Origin of the sequence: Candidatus Pantoea communis (assembly GCF_011752685.1) — a bacterium.
GTDB lineage: Bacteria > Pseudomonadota > Gammaproteobacteria > Enterobacterales > Enterobacteriaceae > Pantoea > Pantoea communis.
In genome coordinates, this window is sequence record NZ_VWXC01000013.1 from 144,552 (window position 1) to 166,263 (window position 21,712).

40 protein-coding genes are annotated in these 21,712 nt (G+C 51.9%); 20 read left to right on the forward strand and 20 right to left on the reverse strand.

Annotation, left to right across the window (positions count from 1 at the left end; genetic code table 11):
• Positions 1–14: 14 nt before the first annotated feature.
• From F3J37_RS17940 to F3J37_RS18010, 16 genes are all read right to left on the reverse strand, one after another.
• Positions 15–599 (reverse strand): recombination protein NinG, encoded by a 585-nt coding sequence (locus F3J37_RS17940; RefSeq protein ID WP_166934876.1) that lies wholly within the window; start codon positions 597–599, stop codon positions 15–17.
• Positions 586–870, reverse strand: coding sequence for a protein NinF (locus F3J37_RS17945; RefSeq protein ID WP_166934878.1), 285 nt, complete (start codon positions 868–870; stop codon positions 586–588). The genes F3J37_RS17940 and F3J37_RS17945 overlap by 14 nt, the downstream gene beginning before the upstream one ends.
• On the reverse strand, positions 867–1,289 hold the full coding sequence (locus F3J37_RS17950; protein WP_166934880.1) for an HNH endonuclease: 423 nt from the start codon (positions 1,287–1,289) through the stop codon (positions 867–869). Before F3J37_RS17950 ends, F3J37_RS17945 begins: the two co-directional genes overlap by 4 nt.
• Positions 1,286–1,462: a NinE family protein gene (locus F3J37_RS17955; RefSeq protein ID WP_166934882.1), complete on the reverse strand. Its 177-nt coding sequence runs from the start codon at positions 1,460–1,462 to the stop codon at positions 1,286–1,288. Before F3J37_RS17955 ends, F3J37_RS17950 begins: the two co-directional genes overlap by 4 nt.
• Positions 1,459–1,608, reverse strand: a complete 150-nt coding sequence (locus F3J37_RS17960) for a hypothetical protein (RefSeq protein WP_166934884.1) — start codon at positions 1,606–1,608, stop codon at positions 1,459–1,461. The genes F3J37_RS17955 and F3J37_RS17960 overlap by 4 nt, the downstream gene beginning before the upstream one ends.
• A complete protein-coding gene (locus F3J37_RS17965; protein ID WP_166934886.1) occupies positions 1,605–2,039 on the reverse strand; it encodes a recombination protein NinB in 435 nt (144 codons plus the stop codon). The genes F3J37_RS17960 and F3J37_RS17965 overlap by 4 nt, the downstream gene beginning before the upstream one ends.
• Positions 2,011–2,187 (reverse strand): hypothetical protein, encoded by a 177-nt coding sequence (locus F3J37_RS17970; protein WP_166934888.1) that lies wholly within the window; start codon positions 2,185–2,187, stop codon positions 2,011–2,013. Before F3J37_RS17970 ends, F3J37_RS17965 begins: the two co-directional genes overlap by 29 nt.
• A gap of 3 nt (positions 2,188–2,190) precedes the next feature.
• Positions 2,191–2,508, reverse strand: coding sequence for a hypothetical protein (locus F3J37_RS17975; protein ID WP_166934890.1), 318 nt, complete (start codon positions 2,506–2,508; stop codon positions 2,191–2,193).
• Positions 2,509–2,677: 169 nt separating this feature from the next.
• Positions 2,678–3,226 (reverse strand): DUF551 domain-containing protein, encoded by a 549-nt coding sequence (locus F3J37_RS17980; RefSeq protein ID WP_166934892.1) that lies wholly within the window; start codon positions 3,224–3,226, stop codon positions 2,678–2,680.
• A complete protein-coding gene (locus tag F3J37_RS28405) occupies positions 3,223–3,351 on the reverse strand; it encodes a hypothetical protein (protein WP_255464787.1) in 129 nt (42 codons plus the stop codon). Before F3J37_RS28405 ends, F3J37_RS17980 begins: the two co-directional genes overlap by 4 nt.
• On the reverse strand, positions 3,348–3,539 hold the full coding sequence (locus F3J37_RS17985) for a hypothetical protein (RefSeq protein WP_166934894.1): 192 nt from the start codon (positions 3,537–3,539) through the stop codon (positions 3,348–3,350). Before F3J37_RS17985 ends, F3J37_RS28405 begins: the two co-directional genes overlap by 4 nt.
• Positions 3,539–4,969: a DnaB-like helicase C-terminal domain-containing protein gene (locus F3J37_RS17990; RefSeq protein ID WP_166934896.1), complete on the reverse strand. Its 1,431-nt coding sequence runs from the start codon at positions 4,967–4,969 to the stop codon at positions 3,539–3,541. Before F3J37_RS17990 ends, F3J37_RS17985 begins: the two co-directional genes overlap by 1 nt.
• On the reverse strand, positions 4,959–5,861 hold the full coding sequence (locus F3J37_RS17995; RefSeq protein ID WP_240154125.1) for a DNA replication protein: 903 nt from the start codon (positions 5,859–5,861) through the stop codon (positions 4,959–4,961). Before F3J37_RS17995 ends, F3J37_RS17990 begins: the two co-directional genes overlap by 11 nt.
• On the reverse strand, positions 5,858–6,682 hold the full coding sequence (locus F3J37_RS18000; RefSeq protein WP_166934898.1) for a ParB/RepB/Spo0J family partition protein: 825 nt from the start codon (positions 6,680–6,682) through the stop codon (positions 5,858–5,860). Before F3J37_RS18000 ends, F3J37_RS17995 begins: the two co-directional genes overlap by 4 nt.
• A 36-nt stretch (positions 6,683–6,718) precedes the next feature.
• Complete coding sequence (locus tag F3J37_RS18005; RefSeq protein WP_045831962.1) at positions 6,719–6,991, reverse strand: CII family transcriptional regulator; 273 nt, start codon at positions 6,989–6,991, stop codon at positions 6,719–6,721.
• 110 nt (positions 6,992–7,101) lie between these two features.
• Positions 7,102–7,329: a transcriptional regulator gene (locus F3J37_RS18010; RefSeq protein WP_166934900.1), complete on the reverse strand. Its 228-nt coding sequence runs from the start codon at positions 7,327–7,329 to the stop codon at positions 7,102–7,104.
• A 107-nt stretch (positions 7,330–7,436) separates the two neighbouring features.
• On the opposite strand from F3J37_RS18010, the gene F3J37_RS18015 reads away from it, so the two are divergent.
• The 17 genes from F3J37_RS18015 (at position 7,437) to F3J37_RS18095 (ending at position 16,285) form a co-directional block, all read left to right on the forward strand.
• Positions 7,437–8,162, forward strand: coding sequence for an XRE family transcriptional regulator (locus tag F3J37_RS18015; RefSeq protein WP_166934902.1), 726 nt, complete (start codon positions 7,437–7,439; stop codon positions 8,160–8,162).
• 478 nt (positions 8,163–8,640) lie between these two features.
• Positions 8,641–8,889, forward strand: coding sequence for a transcriptional antitermination N peptide (locus F3J37_RS18020; protein ID WP_166934904.1), 249 nt, complete (start codon positions 8,641–8,643; stop codon positions 8,887–8,889).
• 7 nt (positions 8,890–8,896) lie between these two features.
• Complete coding sequence (locus F3J37_RS18025) at positions 8,897–9,133, forward strand: hypothetical protein (RefSeq protein ID WP_166934906.1); 237 nt, start codon at positions 8,897–8,899, stop codon at positions 9,131–9,133.
• A gap of 16 nt (positions 9,134–9,149) precedes the next feature.
• Positions 9,150–9,515, forward strand: a complete 366-nt coding sequence (locus F3J37_RS18030; RefSeq protein WP_166934908.1) for a DUF2528 family protein — start codon at positions 9,150–9,152, stop codon at positions 9,513–9,515.
• A 326-nt stretch (positions 9,516–9,841) separates the two neighbouring features.
• Entirely contained in the window at positions 9,842–10,222 is a 381-nt protein-coding gene (locus F3J37_RS18035) for a hypothetical protein (RefSeq protein WP_166934910.1), read from the forward strand.
• Positions 10,223–10,327: 105 nt separating this feature from the next.
• Positions 10,328–11,440: a hypothetical protein gene (locus F3J37_RS18040; protein WP_166934912.1), complete on the forward strand. Its 1,113-nt coding sequence runs from the start codon at positions 10,328–10,330 to the stop codon at positions 11,438–11,440.
• Positions 11,441–11,475: 35 nt separating this feature from the next.
• Entirely contained in the window at positions 11,476–11,610 is a 135-nt protein-coding gene (locus F3J37_RS18045; RefSeq protein WP_166934914.1) for a protease FtsH-inhibitory lysogeny factor CIII, read from the forward strand.
• Positions 11,607–11,744 (forward strand): hypothetical protein, encoded by a 138-nt coding sequence (locus tag F3J37_RS18050; protein ID WP_166934916.1) that lies wholly within the window; start codon positions 11,607–11,609, stop codon positions 11,742–11,744. Before F3J37_RS18045 ends, F3J37_RS18050 begins: the two co-directional genes overlap by 4 nt.
• Positions 11,741–12,058 carry a hypothetical protein gene (locus tag F3J37_RS18055; RefSeq protein ID WP_166934918.1) on the forward strand — a complete coding sequence of 106 codons (318 nt, stop codon included), beginning with the start codon at positions 11,741–11,743 and terminating at the stop codon, positions 12,056–12,058. The genes F3J37_RS18050 and F3J37_RS18055 overlap by 4 nt, the downstream gene beginning before the upstream one ends.
• Positions 12,058–12,876: a PD-(D/E)XK nuclease-like domain-containing protein gene (locus F3J37_RS18060; RefSeq protein WP_166934920.1), complete on the forward strand. Its 819-nt coding sequence runs from the start codon at positions 12,058–12,060 to the stop codon at positions 12,874–12,876. Before F3J37_RS18055 ends, F3J37_RS18060 begins: the two co-directional genes overlap by 1 nt.
• Positions 12,873–13,772, forward strand: coding sequence for a RecT family recombinase (locus tag F3J37_RS18065; protein WP_166934922.1), 900 nt, complete (start codon positions 12,873–12,875; stop codon positions 13,770–13,772). The genes F3J37_RS18060 and F3J37_RS18065 overlap by 4 nt, the downstream gene beginning before the upstream one ends.
• Positions 13,773–13,774: 2 nt before the next feature.
• The gene (locus F3J37_RS18070) at positions 13,775–14,170 is read left to right on the forward strand and encodes a hypothetical protein (protein ID WP_166934924.1); all 396 of its coding nucleotides are present in this window, start codon (positions 13,775–13,777) and stop codon (positions 14,168–14,170) included.
• A 10-nt stretch (positions 14,171–14,180) separates the two neighbouring features.
• Entirely contained in the window at positions 14,181–14,402 is a 222-nt protein-coding gene (locus tag F3J37_RS18075; RefSeq protein ID WP_166934926.1) for a hypothetical protein, read from the forward strand.
• Positions 14,399–14,767 carry a hypothetical protein gene (locus tag F3J37_RS18080; RefSeq protein ID WP_166934928.1) on the forward strand — a complete coding sequence of 123 codons (369 nt, stop codon included), beginning with the start codon at positions 14,399–14,401 and terminating at the stop codon, positions 14,765–14,767. Before F3J37_RS18075 ends, F3J37_RS18080 begins: the two co-directional genes overlap by 4 nt.
• 263 nt (positions 14,768–15,030) lie before the next feature.
• The gene (locus F3J37_RS18085; protein WP_166934929.1) at positions 15,031–15,330 is read left to right on the forward strand and encodes a DUF7739 domain-containing protein; all 300 of its coding nucleotides are present in this window, start codon (positions 15,031–15,033) and stop codon (positions 15,328–15,330) included.
• Between the two features lie 226 nt (positions 15,331–15,556).
• Positions 15,557–15,919 carry a hypothetical protein gene (locus F3J37_RS18090; protein WP_166934930.1) on the forward strand — a complete coding sequence of 121 codons (363 nt, stop codon included), beginning with the start codon at positions 15,557–15,559 and terminating at the stop codon, positions 15,917–15,919.
• Positions 15,920–16,090: 171 nt separating this feature from the next.
• Entirely contained in the window at positions 16,091–16,285 is a 195-nt protein-coding gene (locus F3J37_RS18095; protein WP_160834561.1) for a helix-turn-helix transcriptional regulator, read from the forward strand.
• A gap of 207 nt (positions 16,286–16,492) precedes the next feature.
• Here F3J37_RS18095 and F3J37_RS18100 read toward each other — a convergent pair whose 3' ends face one another.
• The 3 genes from F3J37_RS18100 to F3J37_RS18110 all read right to left on the reverse strand — a co-directional run bounded on the left by F3J37_RS18100 (position 16,493) and on the right by F3J37_RS18110 (position 18,253).
• Complete coding sequence (locus F3J37_RS18100; protein ID WP_034825194.1) at positions 16,493–16,771, reverse strand: hypothetical protein; 279 nt, start codon at positions 16,769–16,771, stop codon at positions 16,493–16,495.
• 161 nt (positions 16,772–16,932) lie between these two features.
• Positions 16,933–17,205 carry a hypothetical protein gene (locus F3J37_RS18105; RefSeq protein WP_034825196.1) on the reverse strand — a complete coding sequence of 91 codons (273 nt, stop codon included), beginning with the start codon at positions 17,203–17,205 and terminating at the stop codon, positions 16,933–16,935.
• Between the two features lie 172 nt (positions 17,206–17,377).
• Positions 17,378–18,253 (reverse strand): helix-turn-helix domain-containing protein, encoded by an 876-nt coding sequence (locus F3J37_RS18110; RefSeq protein WP_166934931.1) that lies wholly within the window; start codon positions 18,251–18,253, stop codon positions 17,378–17,380.
• Between the two features lie 182 nt (positions 18,254–18,435).
• Here F3J37_RS18110 and F3J37_RS18115 point away from each other — a divergent pair, with 182 nt between their 5' ends.
• Entirely contained in the window at positions 18,436–19,335 is a 900-nt protein-coding gene (locus F3J37_RS18115) for a DMT family transporter (protein WP_166934932.1), read from the forward strand.
• 37 nt (positions 19,336–19,372) lie between these two features.
• Here the strand turns inward: F3J37_RS18115 and F3J37_RS18120 are convergent, their stop codons facing one another.
• On the reverse strand, positions 19,373–19,612 hold the full coding sequence (locus tag F3J37_RS18120; RefSeq protein WP_034825199.1) for a hypothetical protein: 240 nt from the start codon (positions 19,610–19,612) through the stop codon (positions 19,373–19,375).
• A 266-nt stretch (positions 19,613–19,878) separates the two neighbouring features.
• Between F3J37_RS18120 and F3J37_RS18125 the strand changes: the two genes are divergently transcribed.
• Both F3J37_RS18125 and F3J37_RS18130 read left to right on the forward strand, forming a co-directional pair.
• Positions 19,879–21,096, forward strand: a complete 1,218-nt coding sequence (locus tag F3J37_RS18125) for an L-lactate MFS transporter (RefSeq protein WP_166934933.1) — start codon at positions 19,879–19,881, stop codon at positions 21,094–21,096.
• A gap of 284 nt (positions 21,097–21,380) precedes the next feature.
• Positions 21,381–21,530: a hypothetical protein gene (locus F3J37_RS18130; protein ID WP_166934934.1), complete on the forward strand. Its 150-nt coding sequence runs from the start codon at positions 21,381–21,383 to the stop codon at positions 21,528–21,530.
• Positions 21,531–21,712: the final 182 nt, after the last annotated feature.

Below are 21,712 nucleotides of genomic sequence, written 5' to 3' on the forward strand. Positions count from 1 at the left end.
GTAATTTTCAGTTGTCATGCTGCCTCTCTTTGCTTTACAAATGCCCTAAGAAGCGACCTGTAACGTGCACGGATGCCGTCCAGCTCTTCCCTGGTGTATCGGTGAGGTGTGTTGTTTGATTCAAGCGCCAGAACGCGCTGAAGGCCGATTTTTGCTATGAGGTTGATGCGGTATGGCCCGATGGCGCCAGAGTGATGAACGTTGCAGGCCGAACACTGGCTATGAACATTGTCCTCATCGAACCTTAGTTGTGATGCCGCTGCCGTAGTCCGGAAGTGCCCGGCGTGGTAAATGACTGCCGTTGTGCTGCCGCAGCTGATGCAAATATCCCCGTCCCGCGCCCTGATGTAGTCGTTGAATGCTCGCTGGGTCATGTTGATCCAGTGGCTTAACGGCTTCACATCTGCCTTGCGCTTATTCCATGCCGCGCGCTGCTCTTTCTCCTGGCGCTTTTGCTTGCGCTCGGATAGTTGGTTAGCGAGTTGGATGGCACATTTTGGTGAGCAGACGGTTTGGAGGCTATTGCGGGGGATGAACTTCTCAGGGCAAAATTTGCATTTCTTGGGCTTCGGCGGCTTTGGCTGTTTAGCCTGTGCCATTATCGTCTCCTGTCATGTCGAAATTCGGATCGCTTTCCATCAGATGGTCGGCGCAGCCGCTGCAGCAATAAACTTCCGATGACTTGAGGCCAGTTCCACAGAACACGCACTCCAAAGCAGATTGCTCGCCAGCGCCAATGGGCTGATTTGATGGTGAGGTTTTGCTCATACTCTTCCCACTTGAGGTCGGTTTCACAGGACTCACATGCGACGCCATACCAATGCCTGTCTTCACTGGTGAGGATGGTGTGGCAGCGGTGGCAGCGTTCATGCGGCATCTTCTGCCTCCTGGTATTGCTCAAACCAGAACACGACCGGCGAAGGCGTTAGCTTTATCTGCCCGAACCTTTCTGCTGTGCGAGCATTGACGCTGTAATTCATTGCTCGCTGTGCCTGGAGTGCTATCTGCTCCCTGAATTGCTCAACGCTCCATACCGACTTGAAGAGATTGCACGGCTTGCAGGCTGGAACCATGTTTTCAAGCACATCCAGTTTTTCACGCCGCTGCTCAACATTGACGGTTACGATTTTCTTTTCTTCGTTGACATATCGGTGCTGAGTCACGCCGCGATAAATTGGCTCAACATGGTCAGCGTGCCAGCCTTTCTCAGGTAGCTCACATCCGCAATATGCACAGCGCCCGCCAAACTTCATGTGCAACTCTGAACGTTGCTTGGGGGTTAGTTTCATCGTGTCAGCCTCATGCGATTCCACTTTGCGCGCAGCAATCCGTAGGTGTAGTCAAATGTCTTCACCTCACTGGCTGGCGGGATAGGCTTCCGCTTTGAGCGCGATCGCTTGGTTGGCTGGAAGATGAGATGGTCTATGCAGATTTGTGTGGGTGATTTGCGTTGTCTGCTCATCGCGCCCTCGCCAGCATTGCCCGACCGCTGCTCTCGTTGATGCCGAGGCGCTCTGTGATGACTCGCCACGACAATCCCTGCTTACGGAGTTTGGCGATGTGGTTGCACTCTTCCTGAGTGTGGTGTTTGGATTTTCCTCTGCTCATACTGCACTCCCGAATCTGCCAGCCCACTCCGCAGCGCGTGCCGACTCATCGCTGAATCTGACGTTTTGCTCTGCACCGAAGGCATGGATGATGGTTATGAGGTCGCGCATCTCACTGACGCGCATTTTGCTGGTTGATTTGCCGAGAACGACAAAGCCGCCGTTGATGCCAGGCACCGTGTCCTGCTGATGCTGCGCGGCGCTGAAGATGTTCTTCCAGCTCTCCGAATCCAGTTTCCGCCCGTACCAGACCACCTGTTGCGATACGTCATGCAGGCAGGACCAAAGCATGCGGTTCTGCGCAAGGCTTCTGGTGTCTTCCTGGATGGTTACTTGCAGAGGTTTTTCTGTATCGGTAGGGAGTTGCTGGATGGCGGTGATGCAGTTCTGTCTGACGTTGTTATTACGCAACAGGTAGCGTTGTGTCTCCATCTCTGGCCTCTATCATGTTCTGCACCAATGCCAAAGCCTCATCAGTGATGCGCTCGGTTTCTGGTGAAGGGTTGGTGTCGTGGATGCTGTCGATTAACTGGTAGAGATTGCGTAGTGGATCAGGTCTGAGGGGGATTACGTTGCTCATGGTTCATTCCTCTCTGCGATGTAGAGGCCGATTGCGATGACAATGCACAGGATTATCCCGGGCGGAGTCATCAGTGCATCGATTACATTCATCTGGTTTGCCCCGCTCCACTTTCACGGCAATCATCGCCGTTAGTTTGGATTGTAATAACTCACCGCCCGATTTCATTTTCAGGAACTTCAGCACAGTCTCTGCCGAGTCAACAGGGTGAAGTCCGTGAAACTGGACACCTTCAGTTTCAGTAGCTCTACGTGCCCACTGGATTAGCTTTTCAAGAGTGTATGCAACGTGATCAATTTCTTTCGGAGTTAGTGCGCTCATCCTTCCCTCCCATCATTCTCAACAGGTTTCATGGTTGCGAAATATAATGTGCGCCCACCTGCCATCGGAACTGACAGTACCTGACCACATGGCGCATATCCTTCTTTGGTCTTATTAGCCACTTCTCGCGCAAGTCGGCTCAGGCTCTCATATCCAAATCGAATAAACATTATTTACTCCCATCATTCTCAATCACCCGATAGGCGATGATGTCCGTTCCCATGCCTCTATCCGCCCATATTAAAATTTTGGTTTCGCAGAGGTGATTTATCACCTCACCATTACGAAGCTGTACTTCAATTACCGCATCATCTGCTACAGGGCACTTACCACCACCCCAATCTATCCACCCATCATTGTCAATCTGAGTGGTGGTGGAGGGTTGGGGTTCTGCTGGCAACCTGAGCCAGTGGGTGATGACACAATCACTGTGTTTAGTGTGAATCCACTTTCCCCAATGAGTACAGCAAACCCATTGCTCACCATGCTGGTTTATAGTCAGTACATCCGGGCTGAAATCATCGCCGCCAATTATTTCTGTTTCTTCCGGCATCCTATCATTACAGCTAATCCATCCACCCTCCTGCTCCAGCACTGGCAGCGCAATCTCAAGGGCTTGCAGGTTATACTCAGCGAATTTATCCAGTTCGAAGTTTGATTTGGCTGCCTTTAATGCATGGATCAGATCTCTGCACTTCTCAGCGGTTAACTTGTTCATTTTGCTTCACCATTCTTGCACTTTCCGCCATTGTCGGAACGGGAATCGCGCTGTGCCGGTTTGTGCTCGCCGAATACGCGTTTGATTAACTGCTCGCGGGTCAGGCAGTGAATTACCTGTGTCATGATGCAGCCCTCTTGCCAGAGAAAAGCTTGCCGGATGCAAAAAGCAGAGCGAGATGAACGTGCGATGCGGCGCTGCGCATGTGCATTTCTTCCAGTTTGTGCAACTCAATAGTGATGTGTTTGATCTGAGGGTTGTCTGCGTAAATGTACGCGGCAATGGTAAATACATCTTCGTCATCGAGAATCATCAGAAACCACCTTTGCTTTTGCCTTTGGCTGGAGCCTGACGCGAGTCGCGTTCTGCCCTTGCCGATTGCTGGTCCATATCGTAGATAGCGCCGTCACGCTGCAAGCAGAAAACGGTGCCGGTGTTGCCGTGGCGATTCAGTCGGAGAATCAGCTCGGTTTCGCCAGGCGGAACGCTCTCATCGAATGCACCTTCTCGGTGAACTGCTACCCAGTAATCACAATCCTGCTCAATCTGGCCGGTATCGCGGGAGTCGCTTGGCAACGGTCGCTTGTTGACGCGCTTTTCCAGTTCGCGGTTCAGCTGTGTCAGCAGCACCACAACGCAACCCAGCTCTTTGGCGAGGTTTTTCAGCCCTTTGGTGATCATCCCGTAGGCTAAGTCATTGCGATCGGCTTTCTCGGCTGTCATCAGCGTGAGGTAATCGACCAGAATCATTCCGACGCAGCCCTTCTGGCGCTTAATCTTCCGGCTTTCGGCAACGATGTGGGCCAGCGACATGCCAGGCGTATCGTCGATGTACAGCAGGTCGAGTTCACGCAGGCGGTTGGCGGTTTCCGTGGCGCGTTTGAAATCGCCGTCATAGTCACCCTGGTAGAGGTCTTCTTCGTGATCGGTGGCGGGAAGGTAGAAAATACTCGGGTTGACTCCTGACTGCTGGCCTACCAGTTTTTCCAGAATCTGGTCTTCTGGCATTTCCAGGCTGAACATCAGCGCCGGTTTCTTCTCGCGCACCGCGCAGTTGATCGCCATCTTGCTGTACAGCGTGGTCTTGCCCATTTTTGGCCTTGCGCCAATCACGAACAGAGAACCTTTCACCAGACCTTTCGGCGATAACATTCGGTCGAGTGATGGGATGCCGGTGCTTAGTCCGCGCTGCTCGCCGTTCGGGTCGAAGCGTTTCTCAAGGTCGGTTACCCACGTTTCCATGACATCACCAAACGAGCGCAGGCCACGGCGTACACCGGTCTTGGCATGGTCGCTAATCAGGTTGGTCATCGTGCTGACGGCTTCAAGCTTTTCAGTGGCAGACATACCGCTGCGGCTGTAGAGCATTTCCAGTGATTCGTTCAGCTTAGAAATCGCATAGCGTTCCATGGCGCGATCACGTACCACCGAGGCATAGCCAACGATATTGGCAACCGATGGGGTGTTCTTTGCCAGCTCAGCCAGGTACGCAAAGCCGCCGTATTCCTGCGCGTTGCTGTCGAGATGCTCTGACAGGGTGATGATGTCGATTGGCTTGTTTTTGCTAATCAGCTCACGGATGCCGGTATAAATCACGCCGTGGTAGCGATTGTAAAAACTCTCGGCTTTCAGCATCACCATCGCCTTCTGGCTGCGCTCTTCGCCGCCATCTAGCATCAGCGCTCCCAATACACCCTGCTCCGCATCTGTGCTGTGTGGAGGTAGCAAAACGTTATCGGTCATCCTTGTCTCCTTCACGAACGTCGCGATAAAGCTTTTCAGACAGGAAGCTGTCGAACTTCATGCGGCGCCATGTTTTTCCGGTTCGGTTGTCGGGGCGGTCTTCCAGCATCCAGCGGCAGTTTGCGCTGATGTACTGGAGGTAGGATCGGAAGCCCTCCATGGTGAGAGGTTCGCCGTTATCGAATTGGCGTGCGATTTTATTGGCCTTACCCCAAAAGCGTTTGATCAGGTTGCGGCGGTCTTCGTCCATCACTCGCCAGCCTCTTGCTTCTGGCAGTTCTTCCTTCAGGCATTGCCAGACCTCTTCGCAGGAAATTCTCTGCTTTGGCTCAGCCTGTTTTGCGGCGGGAGTTGCACACTCAATATCTTTAGATATTGAGTTATTAGTATTTAATTCATTGTATGTGGTAATTTGCTGGGAATCTGTTGGGACAACCATCACCGCAGCCTTAGTGCCACGCGGGTTTGCGTTGGTAATCTGTTGGTAATCTGTTGGTAAATATTCGGCCTGATATTCGTCGTATTTCAGGATGGATATCACGGTGAATTTACGGTTAGATTCCGCGCTGATCATCTCCATGCTGACGAACTTTCTCAGCAGATACTGAATACGATCAGGCAAGATTCCGGTTTCGCTAGCCAGCTTGTGTCGCCCGGTAATGCATTGACCTCGGTCGAGGGTTACATCGCCAAATTCGGTAGATGCAACAATCGGCTTGTGTGTGGCCTTCATCACCAGGTGGAACCAGAGGTGAACGGCTTGAGAGTCCTTGTAGAATCCACAGTCCATAATTTTCCTGTGGAACAAGGCAAACCCCTTTTCAGTTGTGGGCTGTGCTTCCTGCTGACGGTAATCCTTGTGATCAGATATCTTTCTGACGACGTTACTCATTGGCTGTCCTTACCGGCATTATGTGACCGGTACTCTTCAAGGATTGCCATTACTTCAAACTCAATGTTTTGCGACAGAACTAATGCTGATGCATCGCCGTGAGGGAATGATTCAGCGCTAAATAGCAGTTCAACCAGGCGGCGCGCCCGTGATGCGCTGAATTGCGGCATAGCGGCGCTGCGGGAAAGCTTGGTTTTACCCGCGGCTTTGGCCTTAGCCATCTGCTCTGATGCGACATTGCCGGCATTGGGTCCATGTTCGCGGGCCATTGCCACTGCGGTGGTCGGTGCCACTTCGCCAGCCTTCACCATGCTGATAAGCTCATCGCCACAGTTCAGAAGCTGAAGGTGGTGATCAACGTCAGCAACAGATCGCTTTACCTTGCTGGCGATTTCGCTCACCGACCAACCCTGATTCTCAAGTCGCTGGTATGCTGCTGCGCGCTCCAGTGAAGTCAGCGGCTTTCCCTGGCTACTGGTAACCATGAAGGCAATGCGATCCGCTTCGGTGCCGGAAAAATCTTTGCACTCAAGGCGCGGAATCTCGGTACCGGATTCAGTGGCCAGCAATGCGCCGTGATAGCGGTGGTGACCGTCGATAATCTTGATGCCCTTATCGGTAACCTGCACCGCCAGAGGCGGGACAAACTCACCGGAAATATAAGCATCGCGGAACTCTTCAATGTGCGCCTGGTCGATTTCACGAACGTTGTAACCCGGCTCGATGTACAGCTCAGCCAGCGGCACCAGAAACGTTTTCTTAACCGTGGTCTCGGTACCGTTCTTTTCTTTGCCCTTGTAATGCAGTGATAAACTACTCATAATTACTCCTGTATGTTGATCCAGTTAATCCATACATCAGGCCTCGAAACTGTTCGCGCAGTTCGGGGCTTTTTCTTTTCCCAGCGCAGCAGCTACCGCTTGCCGGGCAACCTCCGCAATCAGGCTTGTTTCCCACACCTTCTCCAGCAGCACGAAAACCGTTGCCATATCGCGCAGGTTTAAGCGGCTTACTTTCGATTCATGCCATCCGGCTTCATCAGCCAGAACGCGCTGACCTTTGTGCGTAAGTCGGGATCGAAGTTCTGTTTCCACTTCATTGATTAACTTGCTGTTTCTTGCGTGTTCCATATTCAATAATTCCTTTTAGTAAATTCGTTGCGTGACATTGCGGTGAGCAAGTCACTTTGGTTTTGCCCTGGAGTTCCGAGGGCGGTCAGATTGATAAAGAGCGGTGCTTCTTATGCTGCCTGTTCTGGGTGTGGGAACAGGTTTGGTAAATCTGGGCGAATCTGATGGGCCTTAACTTGGCCGTGTGTTGCTTCGACTAATGAGGCAACGTTTTGGGGCGCTACCTTTGCCTTGTTATGCAGCCATTTCTGTACAGCTGCCTGACTTACGCCGCACGCTTGAGCTAGTTCCTTTTGCGTACCGACGATGGCAATGGCAGTTTTAATAACATGGTTCATAAAACCACCTCCGTTGTAATAACAACTCAAATATAAAACTTTGGTTGTTATTATGCAAACACTTTAGTTGTTTGACGAGGTAATACCTTGGTTGTATTTTGCGCGGCATGAAAATGACACTTGCAGAACGTTTAAAACTCGCAATGCGAGAGGCAGGGATGACTCAGGCTAGCCTTGCTGAAAAGGTTGGCGTGTCTCAGGCCGCCATCCAAAAGCTCACTTCAGGGAAGGCTCAGGGCTCCACAAAGCTGATCCAAATTGCAGAAGCTTTAAGAATAAGCGCAGCTTGGTTGTCAGACGAATCCGGTCCGATGTATGTTAGCCAGAATGGCGAGCATCACCCAGCATCTACGATCCCACCAGAAAGCAACTGGTACGCCGTAGACCCTTGGGATAAAAGCACACCTCTCGAAGATGATGAGGTTGAGGTGCCATTCCTAAAGGACATTGAGTTTGCGTGCGGTGATGGATCTATATCTGGTGAGGATTACAACGGATTCATGTTGCGTTTTTCAAAGGCCACAATGCGTCGCAGTGGCGTTAATACAGACGGATCTGGCGTGCTCTGTTTTCCGGCGCACGGCAATAGTATGGAACCGGTTATTCCTGAAGGAACGACCGTGGCCGTAAACTGCTTCGATAAGAAAGTGGTTGATGGAAAGCTTTACGCCATTAGCCAGGGAGGATGGAAGCGCCTCAAATTGCTTTACAGGACGGGCCCAGAGAAGCTGGCGATCCGTAGCTATAACTCAGATGAGTACCCTGACGAAGAAGCTGACATGAAAGAGGTTGAGATTATTGGCCGTGTATTCTGGTCATCAACCCTCTGGTAAGAAAACCCATTCCACTAACCCGCTCCGGCGGGTTTTTTATTGCCTGCAGATAATTTTCAAAACTATTTTCCTTTCAAAAACAACCACAAAACAACCAACCCGCAAATATTTACAACCTTAGTTGTTGACATGATTACAACCATAGTTTTAAATGAATCCATCAGCAGGACGCTGGCGAACAACTAAACGGACTTTTGCTCTTTAACAATTTAGCCCTGTGAATACACAGGCCGAGGCAAGTGCTTCGGGATTGGATGAATGCGCAGGCTGATGCGCGAGTGGAAGACCTGATGGGTGCCGTGCAGATGACTGGACGAAAAAATGTCGAGTAAGCAGCCCTAAAGACCAGTGGTAGCCCAATAAACAGCAGCCGAAAACTTTGCCCCGGTGAAACTCCGGTGTCGGCTAGGTTGCTGATAGTCATGCCGGAGATCAGCACCGGCCATCCAATCACCCAAGCACTCATCGAGGAAAACCCATGACCAGAAATCAACGCCGTATGGCGGCCTACAACGCGAAGAAAGCAGCAGAGGCTACCGACGCTAACCGCTTCGGGAAAAAGCTCACTGTGGCTCTCTCAGGATGCAGCTTAAACGTATCCCGCGCCACATCCTCACCAAGTCTGCGTGAGAAGCATGAGAGCACAGCGATGTGCTTACCGGATGTTGCGTTGTATCAGGCGGGACATCGCAAAGTTCGCAAAGAAGCGGTTCATATCACTAAGTGAGGGAATGATGGCTAGCAACAAGAAACCTAATTACAGCGCCAAGGTGAAGTTCTGGGCTAATGGTGTCACATCGGAATGCAGTGGCGGCATGACGGGATGCATTTCAGCAATGTTCACCTCTCTACCGAAAGAAAAGCGCGAATCTCTGCTGAAGCAACTGGAAGAAAGGCACGTCGCGGTATGCGAGTGGGAAGCAAAAAAAGATGCTTCTGAGCTGGCTATCGCAAATCAAAAGACATCGTAACGGCGAGAGGTTGAGCATGAGCAATATCAAAACGTACACCATCGACTATGACTGGAAAGCTGAGCTAACTGTCGAGATTGACCATGGCATCGTTAACGATGCCTGGCTGCGCGACATCAACGAATTCTGGAGCAATCACGAACGGCGTGAAGAACGCCATGGCCTACTGAATGCAGTTTTAATCATGCTGGCACGGCATGTTATGCCGATGGTTTATGAGCTTGGCTACAACACTCACGGCGCGGTCAGTTTGTTCGATTGGGATGATGGAAATGGTCAGGAAGGTTGGCCGCCAATGGACGGCTCGCACGGCATCAAAATAACGAACATTGATGTTGAAGGCGTGTTCGACGAAGACGATTTCACTATCAAGGCTGCCTAACCCGCAGCCTTTTTCATACCCGGAGCCACCCATGAGCAACACAGAGAACGCCATAGTCTGGCTGGTCATTGCTTTGCTTATGGTGGCTGGTTGGTTGAGTAAGGTGCCGTGTTAACGGCGTGGACGCAGAAGACATTTAAGAGGTGAGTATGGATTCAGAACTGGTTGAGATAATTCAGCAAATAGCTGACGAAGAGGGAATAACCTTTGGTGATGCAGTAAATGTTGCAATTGAAATATTACGAAATAACAGGAATTCATAGCCCGCCCCGAGCGGGTTTATTTTTGTCAGTAGTTCGGTAGTGCCGGACATGAGGGAGTGAGTGATGAAGCACACGATGAAAGTTTACAAGGATACGGCACTTCACGCCGAATACATGAAGGTGAGATTTCCGACCGGCCAATCACACCCTAAAAGCTTTGAGTTAGAAGGTCATCGCTGGGCGTATGAGTGCACAGCATTTGACGATGTCGGTGATTATGACCGCCTGTACCGATTTACTGATGACGATATTGAAATCCCTGACAACACCGATTTGCGTGACACGTTCGCAGCGGCAGCGCTTATGGGCTTATGTGGCAATCCGGGATGGCCATTCCAAGCGAACGATATGAATGGATGGGCTCTGGTTAATTGTGAAGTTGGCGATGTTGCTAATGAAGCATATCAACTAGCTGATGCAATGCTCGCCGCTCGGATTAAGTAAAAGCGCAAGCGGCTTTCTCGCAGAGCTGCTTTCAGTTTTACCCGCCAGTAACCATCCATTAGCCGACTCTTCATGTCGGCATTTTTTTGCCCGCAGGAGAAGGAAATGAGTGAAACAACGGATTTAGCAGTACTGGAAATCAAGCCAGAACAGGCTCCAGCGCTGTATGTGCCAAACGGCCTAAACGCTTATCTCGATGAGATTCGCAACTCAGTGAATGAAGTGCCAGACCTGAGCACTGCCAAGGGCCGTGCGCGCGTTGCATCTCTGGCGGCGCAGGTATCTCGCAGTAAGACAGCCATTGAAAAGCCCGGCCGCGATTACCTGAAGCGCCTGAAAGAGCTGCCGAAGGAAGTAGAGGCAGAACTGCGCCGCTTCGTGTCCGAGTGCGATGCCATCCGCGATGAAACCCGCCGCCCGCTCACCGAGTGGGAGCAGGCAGAAGATGAGCGCAAGCAGGCCTTGCAGCAGCGCCTGGCTGACCTGCGCGCGCTGGCCGATGTGATTGACGATGCCGGTAATTACCTGACATACACAGACATTCAGGCGCGCCTCAGCGAAGCCAAATCGGTGACGCTGGACGATAGCTGGCAGGAAATCGCTACAGAAGCAGGCGTGGCAAAGGATGCCACGGTGCAGAAGCTGGAAGCCGCGGTAATCGTTGCTAAGCAGCGTGAAGATCAGGCCGCCGAACTCGAACGCCTCCGGAAAGAAGCTGAAGAGAAAGCAAGACGCGATCACGAAGAGAAGCTGAAGCAGGAAGCCGCTGAAGCCGCCCGCCGTGAAGCAGAACAGAAAGCGCAGATTGAGCGCGAGGAAGCAGCGCGCCGCGAAGCAGAGCTGAAGGCCAAAGCGGAAAAGGCAGAGCGTGACCGTATCGAAGCACAGGAACGCGCTGAGCGTGAAGCCAGAGAAGCGCAGGAGCGCACTGCAAAACTGGCACAGGAAGCGCGTGAGCAGGCAGAGCGTGAGAAGCAGGCGGCAATCGCCGAAGAGCAGCGCAAGGCCAAAGCAGCCGATGATGCCCGCATTCGTGAAGAGAAGCGTGTCGCCGACGAAGCCGCAGCGCGTGCCGCCAATGAAGCGCACAGAAAGACGATCGGAACAGCTGTCGTGAACGCTTTGATTGCCAACGCCGGATTAACCCGCGTACAGGCCATCGACGTTCTGATGCAAATCAAAGACGGCAACATCCCGCATACCAGCATCACCTACTGATTTATCCAATTAAACCAACACCAAGGAAACCCACGATGACCTTCTCTATCGCGGGCGGACCCATCGTGGATTTCGCCCAGCAAGAATCGCTCTTAGATGTTATCACCCGCCGCCTGCGTTCTGGCTGGCGTTCACTTATCGAAACATTGAACCAGCCGGGGCAACCATGAGCCAGCAGCAGACTAAGCAGTATCAGAAGCAACAGGAAGAGCTTGAGCGTCAGCGCCAGATGCTGGAGCAGACAAAGGATTTCACTTTTATCAACCAGATGCTGAGGGCTATCGGCATGGGAGAGCGCAAATGAAATTCCGGTTGCACGACAAAGACGGCAAAGAGGTTCAGGCCATTGCCGACAGCCTGCCTGATGGCGAGCTGCAGATCATCGCGGCGCGCGTTGACAGCATCTTAGCCCAGCGTCACATGAGCCCAATCGTAGCGCCAGCCTGCGCCTATATGCTTCGCCATTTCGATCACGAAGCCATGGGCATGTTTGACATGGATGATGAACTGGAGATGGCCGCTGACGCATTCATGCGCGACATGATGATCACCGCCGCGAAGCGCGAGCGGGCAATTGAAATCTGGAAGCACAAACACAGTTACGATGAGGTGGCGTGATGGAGCCTGGCATTTACTTCGACATCAGCAACGAGGCGTATCACCACGGTGCCGGTATCAGTAAGTCACAGCTGGACGACATCGCGATTAACCCGGCCGTTTTCCAGTGGCGCAAGGAGGCTCCAGAGGACGAAGAGAAGAAGGCTGCACTCGACATGGGCACAGCGCTGCACTGCCTGCTGCTGGAGCCTGAAGAGTTCGACAAACGATTTATCGTGGCACCGGAGTTCAACCGCCGCACCAATGAGGGAAAGGCAAACGAGCAGGCGTTTCTAAAGGACTGCTCAGGGCTTGGCATGACAGTGATGGATGCCGAACAGGGGCGGAAACTGAAGTTAATGCGCGCCAGCGCCCTAGCCCATCCCGCCGCCCGCTGGCTACTCGAAGCGGAAGGCCATCAGGAAGCCTCGATTTACTGGAACGATGAGCAGACCGGTGAATTGTGTCGTATACGCCCTGACAAATTCCTGACGGGGCAGCCGGTGATTGTCGACGTGAAGAAGGTAGCGGATATGTCGCGCTTTGCCCGCCACGTTGAAGAGTTTCGCTATCACGTTCAGGACGCCTACTACCGCGAAGGCTACAGCAAACATTTCGGCGAATATCCCATGTTCGTTTTTATCGCCGTCAGCGAGTCGATTGACTGCGGCCGGTACCCGGTGCGCGTATTCCAGCTCGGTGAGGATGACGTAGCCGTGGGTTATGACCTGTTCCGCCGCGACCTGACCGCCTACCACGAATGCATGCAGTCCGGAAACTGGGGCGGCATTGAAGAAATCACGCGCCCTGAGTGGGCCAAGAGAAAGGATTACGCATGAGCAACGAACTGACTCAGTCACCAGTCAATGAGGCTGACACTAAAGCAGCCATCTTCAGCCCGAGCGGCCTGCAGAAGTTACAGGCGTTTGCCAACGTCATGGCAGAAGGCCGTGCAACGGTGCCGGGGCATCTGGCCGGGAAGCCTGCTGACTGCCTGGCTATTGCCCTGCAGGCGGCACAGTGGGGAATGAACCCATACGCAGTGGCGCAGAAAACGCATCTGGTAAACGGCACGCTGGGCTATGAGGCTCAACTGGTCAACGCGGTGATCACCAGCTCAACAGCCGTTCAGGGTCGCTTCAAATACGAGTATGGCGGCGACTGGGAAAAGTTTAAGCCGGGCGCAGCGAACGCATCCAACGAGCGTGGCCTGTTTGTGCGCGTCGGCGCCGTGCTGCGCGGTGAAACGGAAATCACCTGGGGCGAACCGCTGTTCATGGAATACGTCACCACCCGAAATTCCCCGCTATGGAAAACAGCACCAAAACAGCAGTTGGCTTATCTGGCCGTCAAATACTGGGCGCGCCTGTACTGCCCTGATGTGATTCTCGGTGTGTACACGCCAGACGAATTTGAGCCTCAGCAGCGCGCGGAACGTGATGTCACCCCGGCGCGCAGCCGTGCCGACCTGAATAACCTGATCAACAACAAGCCAGAAACACAGCAGCCTGAGCGCGAAATTAACCCGGCGACGAGCACCAATGACACACCGCGCACGCCGGATCAGTTGCTGGCCGATTTCACCGAAGCGTCAGCCAATGCTGATTCTGTTTCGAGTCTTGATCGCTTCTACAAGTACGCGGCGAAGGTGCTGGCTGGCAGTGCCGGGCACCTTGAAAAAGCCACTGACGTCTATCTGATCCGTAAAGCGGAGCTGGATGAAGCGGGAGCGTAGCCATGCGCAAACTTGCACAGTACCGGCGCAACGCTGCGCCCAATAGCGGCTTCAAGGAGCGAGCCGTCTGGCAGTTGAGTAAGGGACCAAAAACAGGGCGCGAACTAAGCGCCCTTTTTCATATGTCGCTGGGCCAGTTCAACAGCATCATGCGAGGCTGCCTGCGCGGTGAGACGGCGGTGATTACCGCTACTGACCCGGTGCCGGTAGATGGCTGCACCGACTTCACTTACACGCTGGTCATCACAAAGCGAATCACTCACAAGAACCCGAAGGCGATCGTCGTTTCATGGCGCGCTTTCGGCATGGCTACCAATGACAGCCAGCGCATAAACACAGAGGCGGCACAGCGCCGCGCCAGATTAATCAAGGCTGGCCTGTGGCCGGTTGGCGAATAAGGGGAAAGGTATGAAAGAACATCAAGTTGGAACTATCACCATAAAACAGAATGGCGGCACTTACTTAGTAGAGGGCTCTGTTCTTCCGGTGTTTATTGACGAAGAGAGCTCCCTGTGGGCGCGTGAGCATTACAACGAAGACGATGAACCATGCGATCACCCCCTAAGCGACCTTAAAAGTGATGGCGTAGAGTTCGATCTATCATTTCAGGCTTCGGAGGTTAAGCAATGAAAGTGGAAAAATTGAATGAACTCATCGAACTAGCTGATAAATACGACTACAAGCCATGCGCCTCTCACTTTCATAATCTGAGTGTTTTCGTTGGTGATAATGCATCTCTTATTTCTGACTTATGCAAAAACCATCAAGCTTTGCAGCAAAAGCTGGATGCCGCTCTGGATCTTGCTGGGTTCCGTGGTGCCATGATTGATGACTTGCTCAAAGGCGATAAAAGCGAACCTGTTTTCCAGGTGGAGGTATCGGGTAATCACTGGCTTAACGCCGGGCCAGTAGACAATGCGGATTTTACTGGCCTTCCCGATGGCATCAATCTGTTATACGCCCGTCCCGCACCACCCACCGACAGCACCACTTGAGTGCTCACCTACCGATAGCCGCGAAAGCGGTTTTTTATTATCTGGAGAATCATCATGTGCGATGAAATTGACGCAGCATCAGACCTCGAAATCCTCAACACAGAGATAGCGCTGGCTAATCGCCCGATACCCGCGCCGCGCTCACCGGTTTGTTTAAACGCTGATTGCGGCGAGCCATCTCTTGATGGAGCAAGCTATTGCAGTAAGGAATGCTGCGAGGACCATGCAAGGGAATTGTGGGCAGCTAAAAACAGGAGAGCGGCATGAGTGTTTCACTGACAGATAAGCGACGAGCCGGGCAGCGTGTCAGCGGCATCGATTTACCGAATGGCACTTGGTTTAAGGTTTTGGCAATACCCGGAATGGAGAGGCTGGTAAACACGCAGAACACAAACGACCCGCTCGACGTCACGCCTGCAAAAGCCAGAAAGATGGCTGACTTGCTGGAGCCATGGACGCCGCCAGATGGTTGGTGCAACGGTAACGACAGAGAATGGCACGCGAAGATGAAAGCCTGGCTAATCGAGTTTTTCCGCAACTGTAACGGCTTCCGCAGCCACTAATCCCCCACCCTATTAACCTTTATCGCGCTCTGCGTGAGGAGTTGTTATGCGCCGAATCGGCATCCTAGCGTCAATCATTGGCAGTGGACTCATGACGCCATCCTACTGGTCGCCACCTGAATATCACTGGCATTCCTATCCATCAGCGCCGGGCGGCAAGGCCACCAACGCCGCGACCATTAAACGGCAGTCAAAGAAGTGCCGCAACCGGAAGTAAGGGGTTTTTATGTCTGATGCACCTTCAGCTTTTCGGCAGGTAACACGCACTGCGCGGAAAGAGCATAAGTGCTGTGAGTGCCCGCACCCAATTGCGCCAGGTGATAAATACGTTTACTCATCTGGAATATGGGAAAGAGAGCCATTCGGCTTCAAGCAGTGCCTAATATGCGCTGAAGTATCGAATGCCGCCGCCGCTATAACAGACGACTATGGTGATAAGCCAACCTTCTCAGGCTTAAAGGATTGGTTCGCAAATCAGGTCTGCCGGGAGTTTAAGGGTGATGAATTTGTCGCTGTGTTTGCCAGAGACATGCAGGTATCACCTGAAAAAATATGGCACGTGCTTGGCCGTGAGTTCTTCAACGAATGACCACTACCTGCGACGAACCCATAACGCTTGGCGACCTGCTTCAGTGGGTTGCCCTGATTATCGCAATCATCATCGCCTGGCTATGGGCTGAACCCAAGCAATGTTGCCATATAGCCACATCCCACCCGATTAACCCTATTTGTTGTCATATACCAACATCCGGAGAGACCTATGGAACTGCGCGAGGATACACTCGTTGATCTGAAGTTCATCATGGCCGATACTGGTTTCGGCAAAACCTACATTTATGACCGCATCAAAGACGGCACTCTTTGCCAGCCCATCAAAATCGGCACCCGCTCCCGCTGGAAATACCGTGACCACCTTGAGTTCAAAAACAAGCTCATCTCCGGCTGCGGTGGGTAAATTGCTGGGTAAAAAAATAATCCAATCTGAAAAAATCTATATGGTGCAATCTCTTGCAGGTCGTGTTGGACGTCTGCAGGGGACACCATATAGCCGTTCGCTGCCCTCCTCATCCCCCTTTATATCAGGCAGTCGCCGAATCATTGGCACGCAAAGATTTTCGATGAGTGGCGGTGGGTTTAACTAAACCAAGACGGCTACGGGTCTTCATGAGAAATAGAAATGCGCTATCAACTTGTAGGCCGTAGTGCCAATAGCGATTAAGGCTGGAACACCGAGTAAAACAGCCAACTTCGCTTCAGAGATCTTTTTATCAACTGCATCTGTCAAAGGCTTTTTAGCGAGTGACTCTTTGAGACCTTCTAGTTTTTCAAGCACGGCAGCCATGTTTCTATCGATTGATTTTACATCGGCCTTTAGCTCTTCAACGTCACGTCTAATATGACTGACGTCAGATTCAAGTTTTACAACGCGCACTTCAAGCATGTTTCCTCCAGCCTGGTAACTATAATTCTGATCATAAGCAATGCCATCCCCAGGCAGAAATCTACTCCTGGTAAACATGCGAATCCGAATGGACGTTGGATGTGACGCAGGGCAGCTTGCAGTCTTCATCATTCCCTCATATTGGCTTTAGGTCTAATCCCTCAAAACAGCCAGCGCGCTATACCCAAGCTGAGTCCAGCCGCGCTCATTATTCCACCCAGGATCCATTTGGTTTGTTTGGTCATCTCTATGTGAATTTTGGCGATCTCTACATGAGTTTTAGCGATTTCCTGATGTAAATCGGCTTTCGTTACGTAGTTAGACTTGATCACCGCCAGGTCGGTTTTCACCGTTTCCATATCGGTTTTCAACGTTTTAATATCCGCCTTCATTTCAAATACATCGGCTTCAAGCTTTGAAACGCGCATTTCCATCGTTACCACTCCGCATAAGCTAAACATGTAATTATCACATAAAAAACAACATGTTAATGGATGGCATTGTATCTAAGGCTAAGAAAAGTTCATCACAATTAGCATGAGAGTGAATGAATCTGAGACGTTTCTCGAAGGTAGAAACTGGCTGTTTCAGGTAATTACAGCGGAATCAAAGCTGGTGCGCGTTTTGGCGCCATGAGGAAGGGGTGACACCATGCAACTGGCGGAAACGGTTACTGAAGTGACTGGAAGAGTGGAAACCGCAGCGCAGCGCGATCTCAGTTAACGGCAGAGCGCTGAACTTTAGCAGTTGCAGTGCGGTATCCATACGACGACGCATCACGAACTGATGTGGCGCTTCGCCCACGCTGCTGCGGAACATGCGAGCAAAGTGATACTCACTCAATGAAGCTTCCGCAGCTAATTGCGCCAGCGTCAACGGCTGATCCAACTGTGCATCAATAAAAGCCAACACGCGCCGCAATACCGCGGGGGCTAGGCCGCCGCGCACCTGTGGCGCCTGCCACTGCACTTCACTGTAGCGCTGCAACAGATGCGTCATTAACAACGTTGAGGCACTGCTCAGCATCAATTGATTAGCGGGTTGCTGCCAGTCAACGCTCTGCAGGAAATGGCGATAAAGTTGCGTGATGCGATCGTCGTCGGCAAAGATCTTTTCATGCAGGTTAAGTTGGGCGGGGCTGCGATCCCAAATCTGTTCGCCAAGATGACGCAAGTGCTTGTCAGTACAGTAGAGATGTACGAACGACAAATCGGCGCGTAAATCCCAGGTGGATTCAATACCAGAAGGCATCAGGCAGAAGCGATCCGGACCACCGCCGTTGCGCCAACCATGCTGAGTTTTATGCCAGGTGTCATAGCCATCCGCGGTATACAGGCTGAGCGTATGGTGATCGCTAAGATTAGTGACACGATCGCCACTATTAAACCAGGCCGCCAACTTGATGCCACCCGAAAGCTGCACGCTATCGCGCAATTGCGCTTTATGGCGCTGCAGCATGTCGAAGGTTTGATAATCGGGCATCAAAGGCATCCACTCACAGGTTAATAACGCACAGTTTACGGATCTCCACGGCCAGAAAACAGGTCAACGCAGGACATCCGTGTAAAAAGCGCAAGATTTTGCAATTCGCGCGCAACCGCGTGCAAGCAGATGGCCATCATGATCGTCACACTTCAGGCAATGATTTTGCTGGAGAGAATGCGATGAACATTATGTTGTACCTTGCGGTGGTGTTGATTTGGGGCACGACCTGGATTGCGATATTCCTGCAACAAGAAGCGGCTAACACGCCGGTTCTGGTTGCGGTATTCTGGCGCTTTTTGCTGGCCTCAGTACTGATGCTGGTGATCCTGAAACTGATTAAACGTCTGCGCCCGCTGGATAAGCAGGACCATCTTTTCTGCTTGCTTCAAGGTTGCTGCGTCTTTGGCTTCAACTTCGTTTGTTTCTATCATGCGGCAGCGTGGATCAGCAGTGGCCTGGAATCGGTCATCTTCTCCATGGCTGTGCTGTATAACGCGCTCAACAGCTGGATCTTTTTCCGTCAGCGCCCACCGTTTCGCCTGTTGCCCGCGGCCGTGCTTGGTTTGGGGGGAATTGTTGCCTTGTTCTGGAATGACATTCAGGCAGCACACCCGGCTCCGCAACTGCTGTGGGGCGTTGGGCTGAGCGCGTTGGGCACGCTTGGATTCTCTTTGGGTAACATGATTTCGACTCGCCATCAGCGCCGTCAACGTGATGTGCTAACCACCAACAGCTATGCCATGTTATATGGTGCAATTGTTATGGCAATCATCGCACTATTGAATGGCGATTCATTAGCGCCTGCGCTGAATTTGCAGTGGCTTGGTTCGATGAGTTATCTGGCCATTTTTGGCTCTGTGCTGGGATTTGGCGCTTATTTCACACTTGTCGGTCGTATCGGAGCCAGCCAGGCCGCCTACTGCACACTGCTTTTCCCATTGGTGGCACTGACGTTGTCGACCATTTATGAGGGATATCAGTGGCACAGCAATGCCATTGTGGGTCTGGCGATGATTCTGATGGGGAATATGGTGATGTTTGTGCGCTGGCCCACTGCACGCAAATTACGCCTGGCATGAATAGCGAGAGCGGGCATTGCGCCCGCTCTTTGGTCCTCTAGCGCCAGCCCTGAACGCCGATATTGAGCTGGTGAGGTTTGTTGATGGCTTTTCTGGCAATCCAGTAAAGCAGAACGCGTTCATCATCTCTGTCGCGATCGGCCATAGCCAGTAATTTCAGCGACAGCGTGGATTTATTCACAGGCTGATGCTCATCGCTTAACTCGATCACCGCCTGACCGATGATGCAGCAAACTTCATCCTCGCTTGACGCGGATTCATATGCTCGGTCTGTCATATTTCCTCCTATTGAGTGAATCTTAAGCATGGCAAAAAACGGTCATCCTGCAGCGAAATCGGCACGCTTATAACACCTGGTTACACATGCTTACCCATGGCAACCGCTACGCTTAAATTGACACCACTGTGACCCAATGCCATTCATACCCGTATTACTGCATTTCATTCCTTCATCCTGTCTCTTGATGCCCTGCTTCGCCCCACGCGCGCGTAAGCTGCCTATTATCGCTGCAGATTCCGCATTCCCTGAGGGGAGAGATAAAAATGAAAACAGAACTATCCGCGCAGTTGCAGCGCACCCGCATGCTTACCCTTATCGGCACCATCATCACTCAGTTTGCACTGGGTTCGGTTTACATTTGGAGCCTGTTTAACGGCCAGTTGGCGCATAAGCTTGATGCGCCAATCAGTCAGGTTGCCTTCTCGTTTGGTTTACTCAGCCTGGGCCTGGCGATTGCATCGTCACTGGCGGGAAAATTACAGGAGCGCTTTGGTGTGCGTAACGTCACCATCGGCGCCGGGATTTTAATGGCGATTGGCTTTTGGCTGACCGCTCATGCCGATAACCTGATGATGCTGTATCTCAGCGCCGGCATCCTGGTCGGTTTAGCGGATGGCGCAGGATACCTGATGACGCTGTCAAACTGCGTGAAGTGGTTCCCGGAGCGCAAAGGATTAATCTCCGCCTGCTCGATTGGCGCTTACGGCTTAGGTAGCCTCGGCTTCAAATTTATCTGTGGCGCGTTGCTCAGCACTTACGGTCTGGAGAACACCTTTATGATTTGGGGTGTGCTGGCGATGAGTATGATCATTGTGGGTGCGCTGATGATGCGTGATGCCCCTATCCAGCAAAGCAGCGGTAACGCGAAAGTGCTGGAAAAAGATTACACGCTGGCGCAATCCGTGCGCTTGCCACAGTACTGGATGCTGGCACTGATGTTCCTCACTGCCTGCATGAGCGGACTGTATGTGATTGGCGTGGCGAAAGACATCGGCGAAGGGATGGTCCATTTGACCACGCAAACCGCTGCTAATGCCGTGACTGTCATCGCGATTGCTAACCTGAGTGGCCGTCTTATTCTCGGCGTACTCTCCGATAAAATGGCACGTATTCGCGTCATTTCACTGGCACAGATCGTTTCACTGGTGGGCATGAGCATTTTGTTGTTTACCCGGATGAATGAAACCACCTTCTTCCTGTCACTGGCCTGTGTTGCCTTTAGCTTTGGTGGCACCATCACCGTGTTCCCTTCCCTGGTCAGCGATTTCTTTGGTCTTAATAATCTGACGAAAAATTACGGGCTGATTTACCTGGGATTCGGTATCGGCAGCGTGATGGGTTCACTGGTGGCTTCCGTGTTTGGTGGTTTTACCGTGACCTTCAGCTTGATCATGACACTGCTGGTGATTTCACTGGTGTTGTCGCTCAGCATCCGTCTGCCAAATCGTCAAAACGTGACTGAACCTTTGCTGCATAATTAATCTCAACAGATGCCGCATCACTGTGCGGCATCTATTTTCTCCATCTTTTCTGCGTTATGTTTTAAGAGTTGAGAACGGCTGTTATTTAGGATTGCATTTCAGACTATTCGCGTTATTATCATCAGGCATTCGGTTTTATCTGATTGGTTTATTTCCCGCCTTGACGTTTTTAGCTTTAAATTGACATATCTGGTAATAGATCCAGAAGTAACTCTACATTTACTGCATCTTCACTCCACTTTTCCCCGGTAATCTGGCTTCATTGGAAAAGAGGAGGACTCTCCATGAAAACACTTATTAAAGCGGCTTCGGTTGTTGCCATTATGACGATGTTGAGTGGTTGTATCGTTCATGACGGATATGGTCGCGGACCGGGCTGGGGCCACGGTGGCGGCTGGCATCATGACCATGGTTATCATGGTCGCCATTGGTAATTGGGCAAAGCACACACAGCACATAATAAAAAAACAAAAAGGGCGGGAATTTATCCCTAATGCCGATCAGTTAAGGATCAGTTGAACGATCCAGTGGCTGTGTAAGAATCCGGAAACGCTTCGTTTCCGGATTTTTTTATGCAGCTCAGTCAGGCCCTTGATATCGTCTCTCGTTACGATTC

What these genes read in the sequence shown, in the direction of transcription:
- F3J37_RS18040 (WP_166934912.1), top strand. Translation starts at nt 10,328, where the DNA reads ATGAGTGAAACAACGGATTTAGCAGTACTGGAAATCAAGCCAGAACAG.
- F3J37_RS18120 (WP_034825199.1), bottom strand. Translation starts at nt 19,612, where the DNA reads ATGACAGACCGAGCATATGAATCCGCGTCAAGCGAGGATGAAGTTTGC.
- F3J37_RS17985 (WP_166934894.1), bottom strand. Translation starts at nt 3,539, where the DNA reads ATGATTCTCGATGACGAAGATGTATTTACCATTGCCGCGTACATTTAC.
- F3J37_RS18035 (WP_166934910.1), top strand. Translation starts at nt 9,842, where the DNA reads ATGAAGCACACGATGAAAGTTTACAAGGATACGGCACTTCACGCCGAA.
- F3J37_RS18030 (WP_166934908.1), top strand. Translation starts at nt 9,150, where the DNA reads ATGAGCAATATCAAAACGTACACCATCGACTATGACTGGAAAGCTGAG.
- F3J37_RS18095 (WP_160834561.1), top strand. Translation starts at nt 16,091, where the DNA reads ATGGAACTGCGCGAGGATACACTCGTTGATCTGAAGTTCATCATGGCC.
- F3J37_RS18105 (WP_034825196.1), bottom strand. Translation starts at nt 17,205, where the DNA reads ATGGAAATGCGCGTTTCAAAGCTTGAAGCCGATGTATTTGAAATGAAG.
- F3J37_RS18110 (WP_166934931.1), bottom strand. Translation starts at nt 18,253, where the DNA reads ATGCCCGATTATCAAACCTTCGACATGCTGCAGCGCCATAAAGCGCAA.
- F3J37_RS17975 (WP_166934890.1), bottom strand. Translation starts at nt 2,508, where the DNA reads ATGAGCGCACTAACTCCGAAAGAAATTGATCACGTTGCATACACTCTT.
- F3J37_RS17940 (WP_166934876.1), bottom strand. Translation starts at nt 599, where the DNA reads ATGGCACAGGCTAAACAGCCAAAGCCGCCGAAGCCCAAGAAATGCAAA.
- F3J37_RS18130 (WP_166934934.1), top strand. Translation starts at nt 21,381, where the DNA reads ATGAAAACACTTATTAAAGCGGCTTCGGTTGTTGCCATTATGACGATG.
- F3J37_RS17960 (WP_166934884.1), bottom strand. Translation starts at nt 1,608, where the DNA reads ATGAGCAGAGGAAAATCCAAACACCACACTCAGGAAGAGTGCAACCAC.
- F3J37_RS17965 (WP_166934886.1), bottom strand. Translation starts at nt 2,039, where the DNA reads ATGGAGACACAACGCTACCTGTTGCGTAATAACAACGTCAGACAGAAC.
- F3J37_RS18055 (WP_166934918.1), top strand. Translation starts at nt 11,741, where the DNA reads ATGAAATTCCGGTTGCACGACAAAGACGGCAAAGAGGTTCAGGCCATT.
- F3J37_RS18015 (WP_166934902.1), top strand. Translation starts at nt 7,437, where the DNA reads ATGAAAATGACACTTGCAGAACGTTTAAAACTCGCAATGCGAGAGGCA.
- F3J37_RS18010 (WP_166934900.1), bottom strand. Translation starts at nt 7,329, where the DNA reads ATGAACCATGTTATTAAAACTGCCATTGCCATCGTCGGTACGCAAAAG.
- F3J37_RS18005 (WP_045831962.1), bottom strand. Translation starts at nt 6,991, where the DNA reads ATGGAACACGCAAGAAACAGCAAGTTAATCAATGAAGTGGAAACAGAA.
- F3J37_RS17945 (WP_166934878.1), bottom strand. Translation starts at nt 870, where the DNA reads ATGAACGCTGCCACCGCTGCCACACCATCCTCACCAGTGAAGACAGGC.
- F3J37_RS18060 (WP_166934920.1), top strand. Translation starts at nt 12,058, where the DNA reads ATGGAGCCTGGCATTTACTTCGACATCAGCAACGAGGCGTATCACCAC.
- F3J37_RS18115 (WP_166934932.1), top strand. Translation starts at nt 18,436, where the DNA reads ATGAACATTATGTTGTACCTTGCGGTGGTGTTGATTTGGGGCACGACC.
- F3J37_RS18100 (WP_034825194.1), bottom strand. Translation starts at nt 16,771, where the DNA reads ATGCTTGAAGTGCGCGTTGTAAAACTTGAATCTGACGTCAGTCATATT.
- F3J37_RS28405 (WP_255464787.1), bottom strand. Translation starts at nt 3,351, where the DNA reads ATGACACAGGTAATTCACTGCCTGACCCGCGAGCAGTTAATCAAACGC.
- F3J37_RS18125 (WP_166934933.1), top strand. Translation starts at nt 19,879, where the DNA reads ATGAAAACAGAACTATCCGCGCAGTTGCAGCGCACCCGCATGCTTACC.
- F3J37_RS17970 (WP_166934888.1), bottom strand. Translation starts at nt 2,187, where the DNA reads ATGAGCAACGTAATCCCCCTCAGACCTGATCCACTACGCAATCTCTAC.
- F3J37_RS18065 (WP_166934922.1), top strand. Translation starts at nt 12,873, where the DNA reads ATGAGCAACGAACTGACTCAGTCACCAGTCAATGAGGCTGACACTAAA.
- F3J37_RS18080 (WP_166934928.1), top strand. Translation starts at nt 14,399, where the DNA reads ATGAAAGTGGAAAAATTGAATGAACTCATCGAACTAGCTGATAAATAC.
- F3J37_RS17990 (WP_166934896.1), bottom strand. Translation starts at nt 4,969, where the DNA reads ATGACCGATAACGTTTTGCTACCTCCACACAGCACAGATGCGGAGCAG.
- F3J37_RS18090 (WP_166934930.1), top strand. Translation starts at nt 15,557, where the DNA reads ATGTCTGATGCACCTTCAGCTTTTCGGCAGGTAACACGCACTGCGCGG.
- F3J37_RS17955 (WP_166934882.1), bottom strand. Translation starts at nt 1,462, where the DNA reads ATGAGCAGACAACGCAAATCACCCACACAAATCTGCATAGACCATCTC.
- F3J37_RS18025 (WP_166934906.1), top strand. Translation starts at nt 8,897, where the DNA reads ATGGCTAGCAACAAGAAACCTAATTACAGCGCCAAGGTGAAGTTCTGG.
- F3J37_RS18000 (WP_166934898.1), bottom strand. Translation starts at nt 6,682, where the DNA reads ATGAGTAGTTTATCACTGCATTACAAGGGCAAAGAAAAGAACGGTACC.
- F3J37_RS18045 (WP_166934914.1), top strand. Translation starts at nt 11,476, where the DNA reads ATGACCTTCTCTATCGCGGGCGGACCCATCGTGGATTTCGCCCAGCAA.
- F3J37_RS18075 (WP_166934926.1), top strand. Translation starts at nt 14,181, where the DNA reads ATGAAAGAACATCAAGTTGGAACTATCACCATAAAACAGAATGGCGGC.
- F3J37_RS18085 (WP_166934929.1), top strand. Translation starts at nt 15,031, where the DNA reads ATGAGTGTTTCACTGACAGATAAGCGACGAGCCGGGCAGCGTGTCAGC.
- F3J37_RS18020 (WP_166934904.1), top strand. Translation starts at nt 8,641, where the DNA reads ATGACCAGAAATCAACGCCGTATGGCGGCCTACAACGCGAAGAAAGCA.
- F3J37_RS17950 (WP_166934880.1), bottom strand. Translation starts at nt 1,289, where the DNA reads ATGAAACTAACCCCCAAGCAACGTTCAGAGTTGCACATGAAGTTTGGC.
- F3J37_RS18050 (WP_166934916.1), top strand. Translation starts at nt 11,607, where the DNA reads ATGAGCCAGCAGCAGACTAAGCAGTATCAGAAGCAACAGGAAGAGCTT.
- F3J37_RS18070 (WP_166934924.1), top strand. Translation starts at nt 13,775, where the DNA reads ATGCGCAAACTTGCACAGTACCGGCGCAACGCTGCGCCCAATAGCGGC.
- F3J37_RS17980 (WP_166934892.1), bottom strand. Translation starts at nt 3,226, where the DNA reads ATGAACAAGTTAACCGCTGAGAAGTGCAGAGATCTGATCCATGCATTA.
- F3J37_RS17995 (WP_240154125.1), bottom strand. Translation starts at nt 5,861, where the DNA reads ATGAGTAACGTCGTCAGAAAGATATCTGATCACAAGGATTACCGTCAG.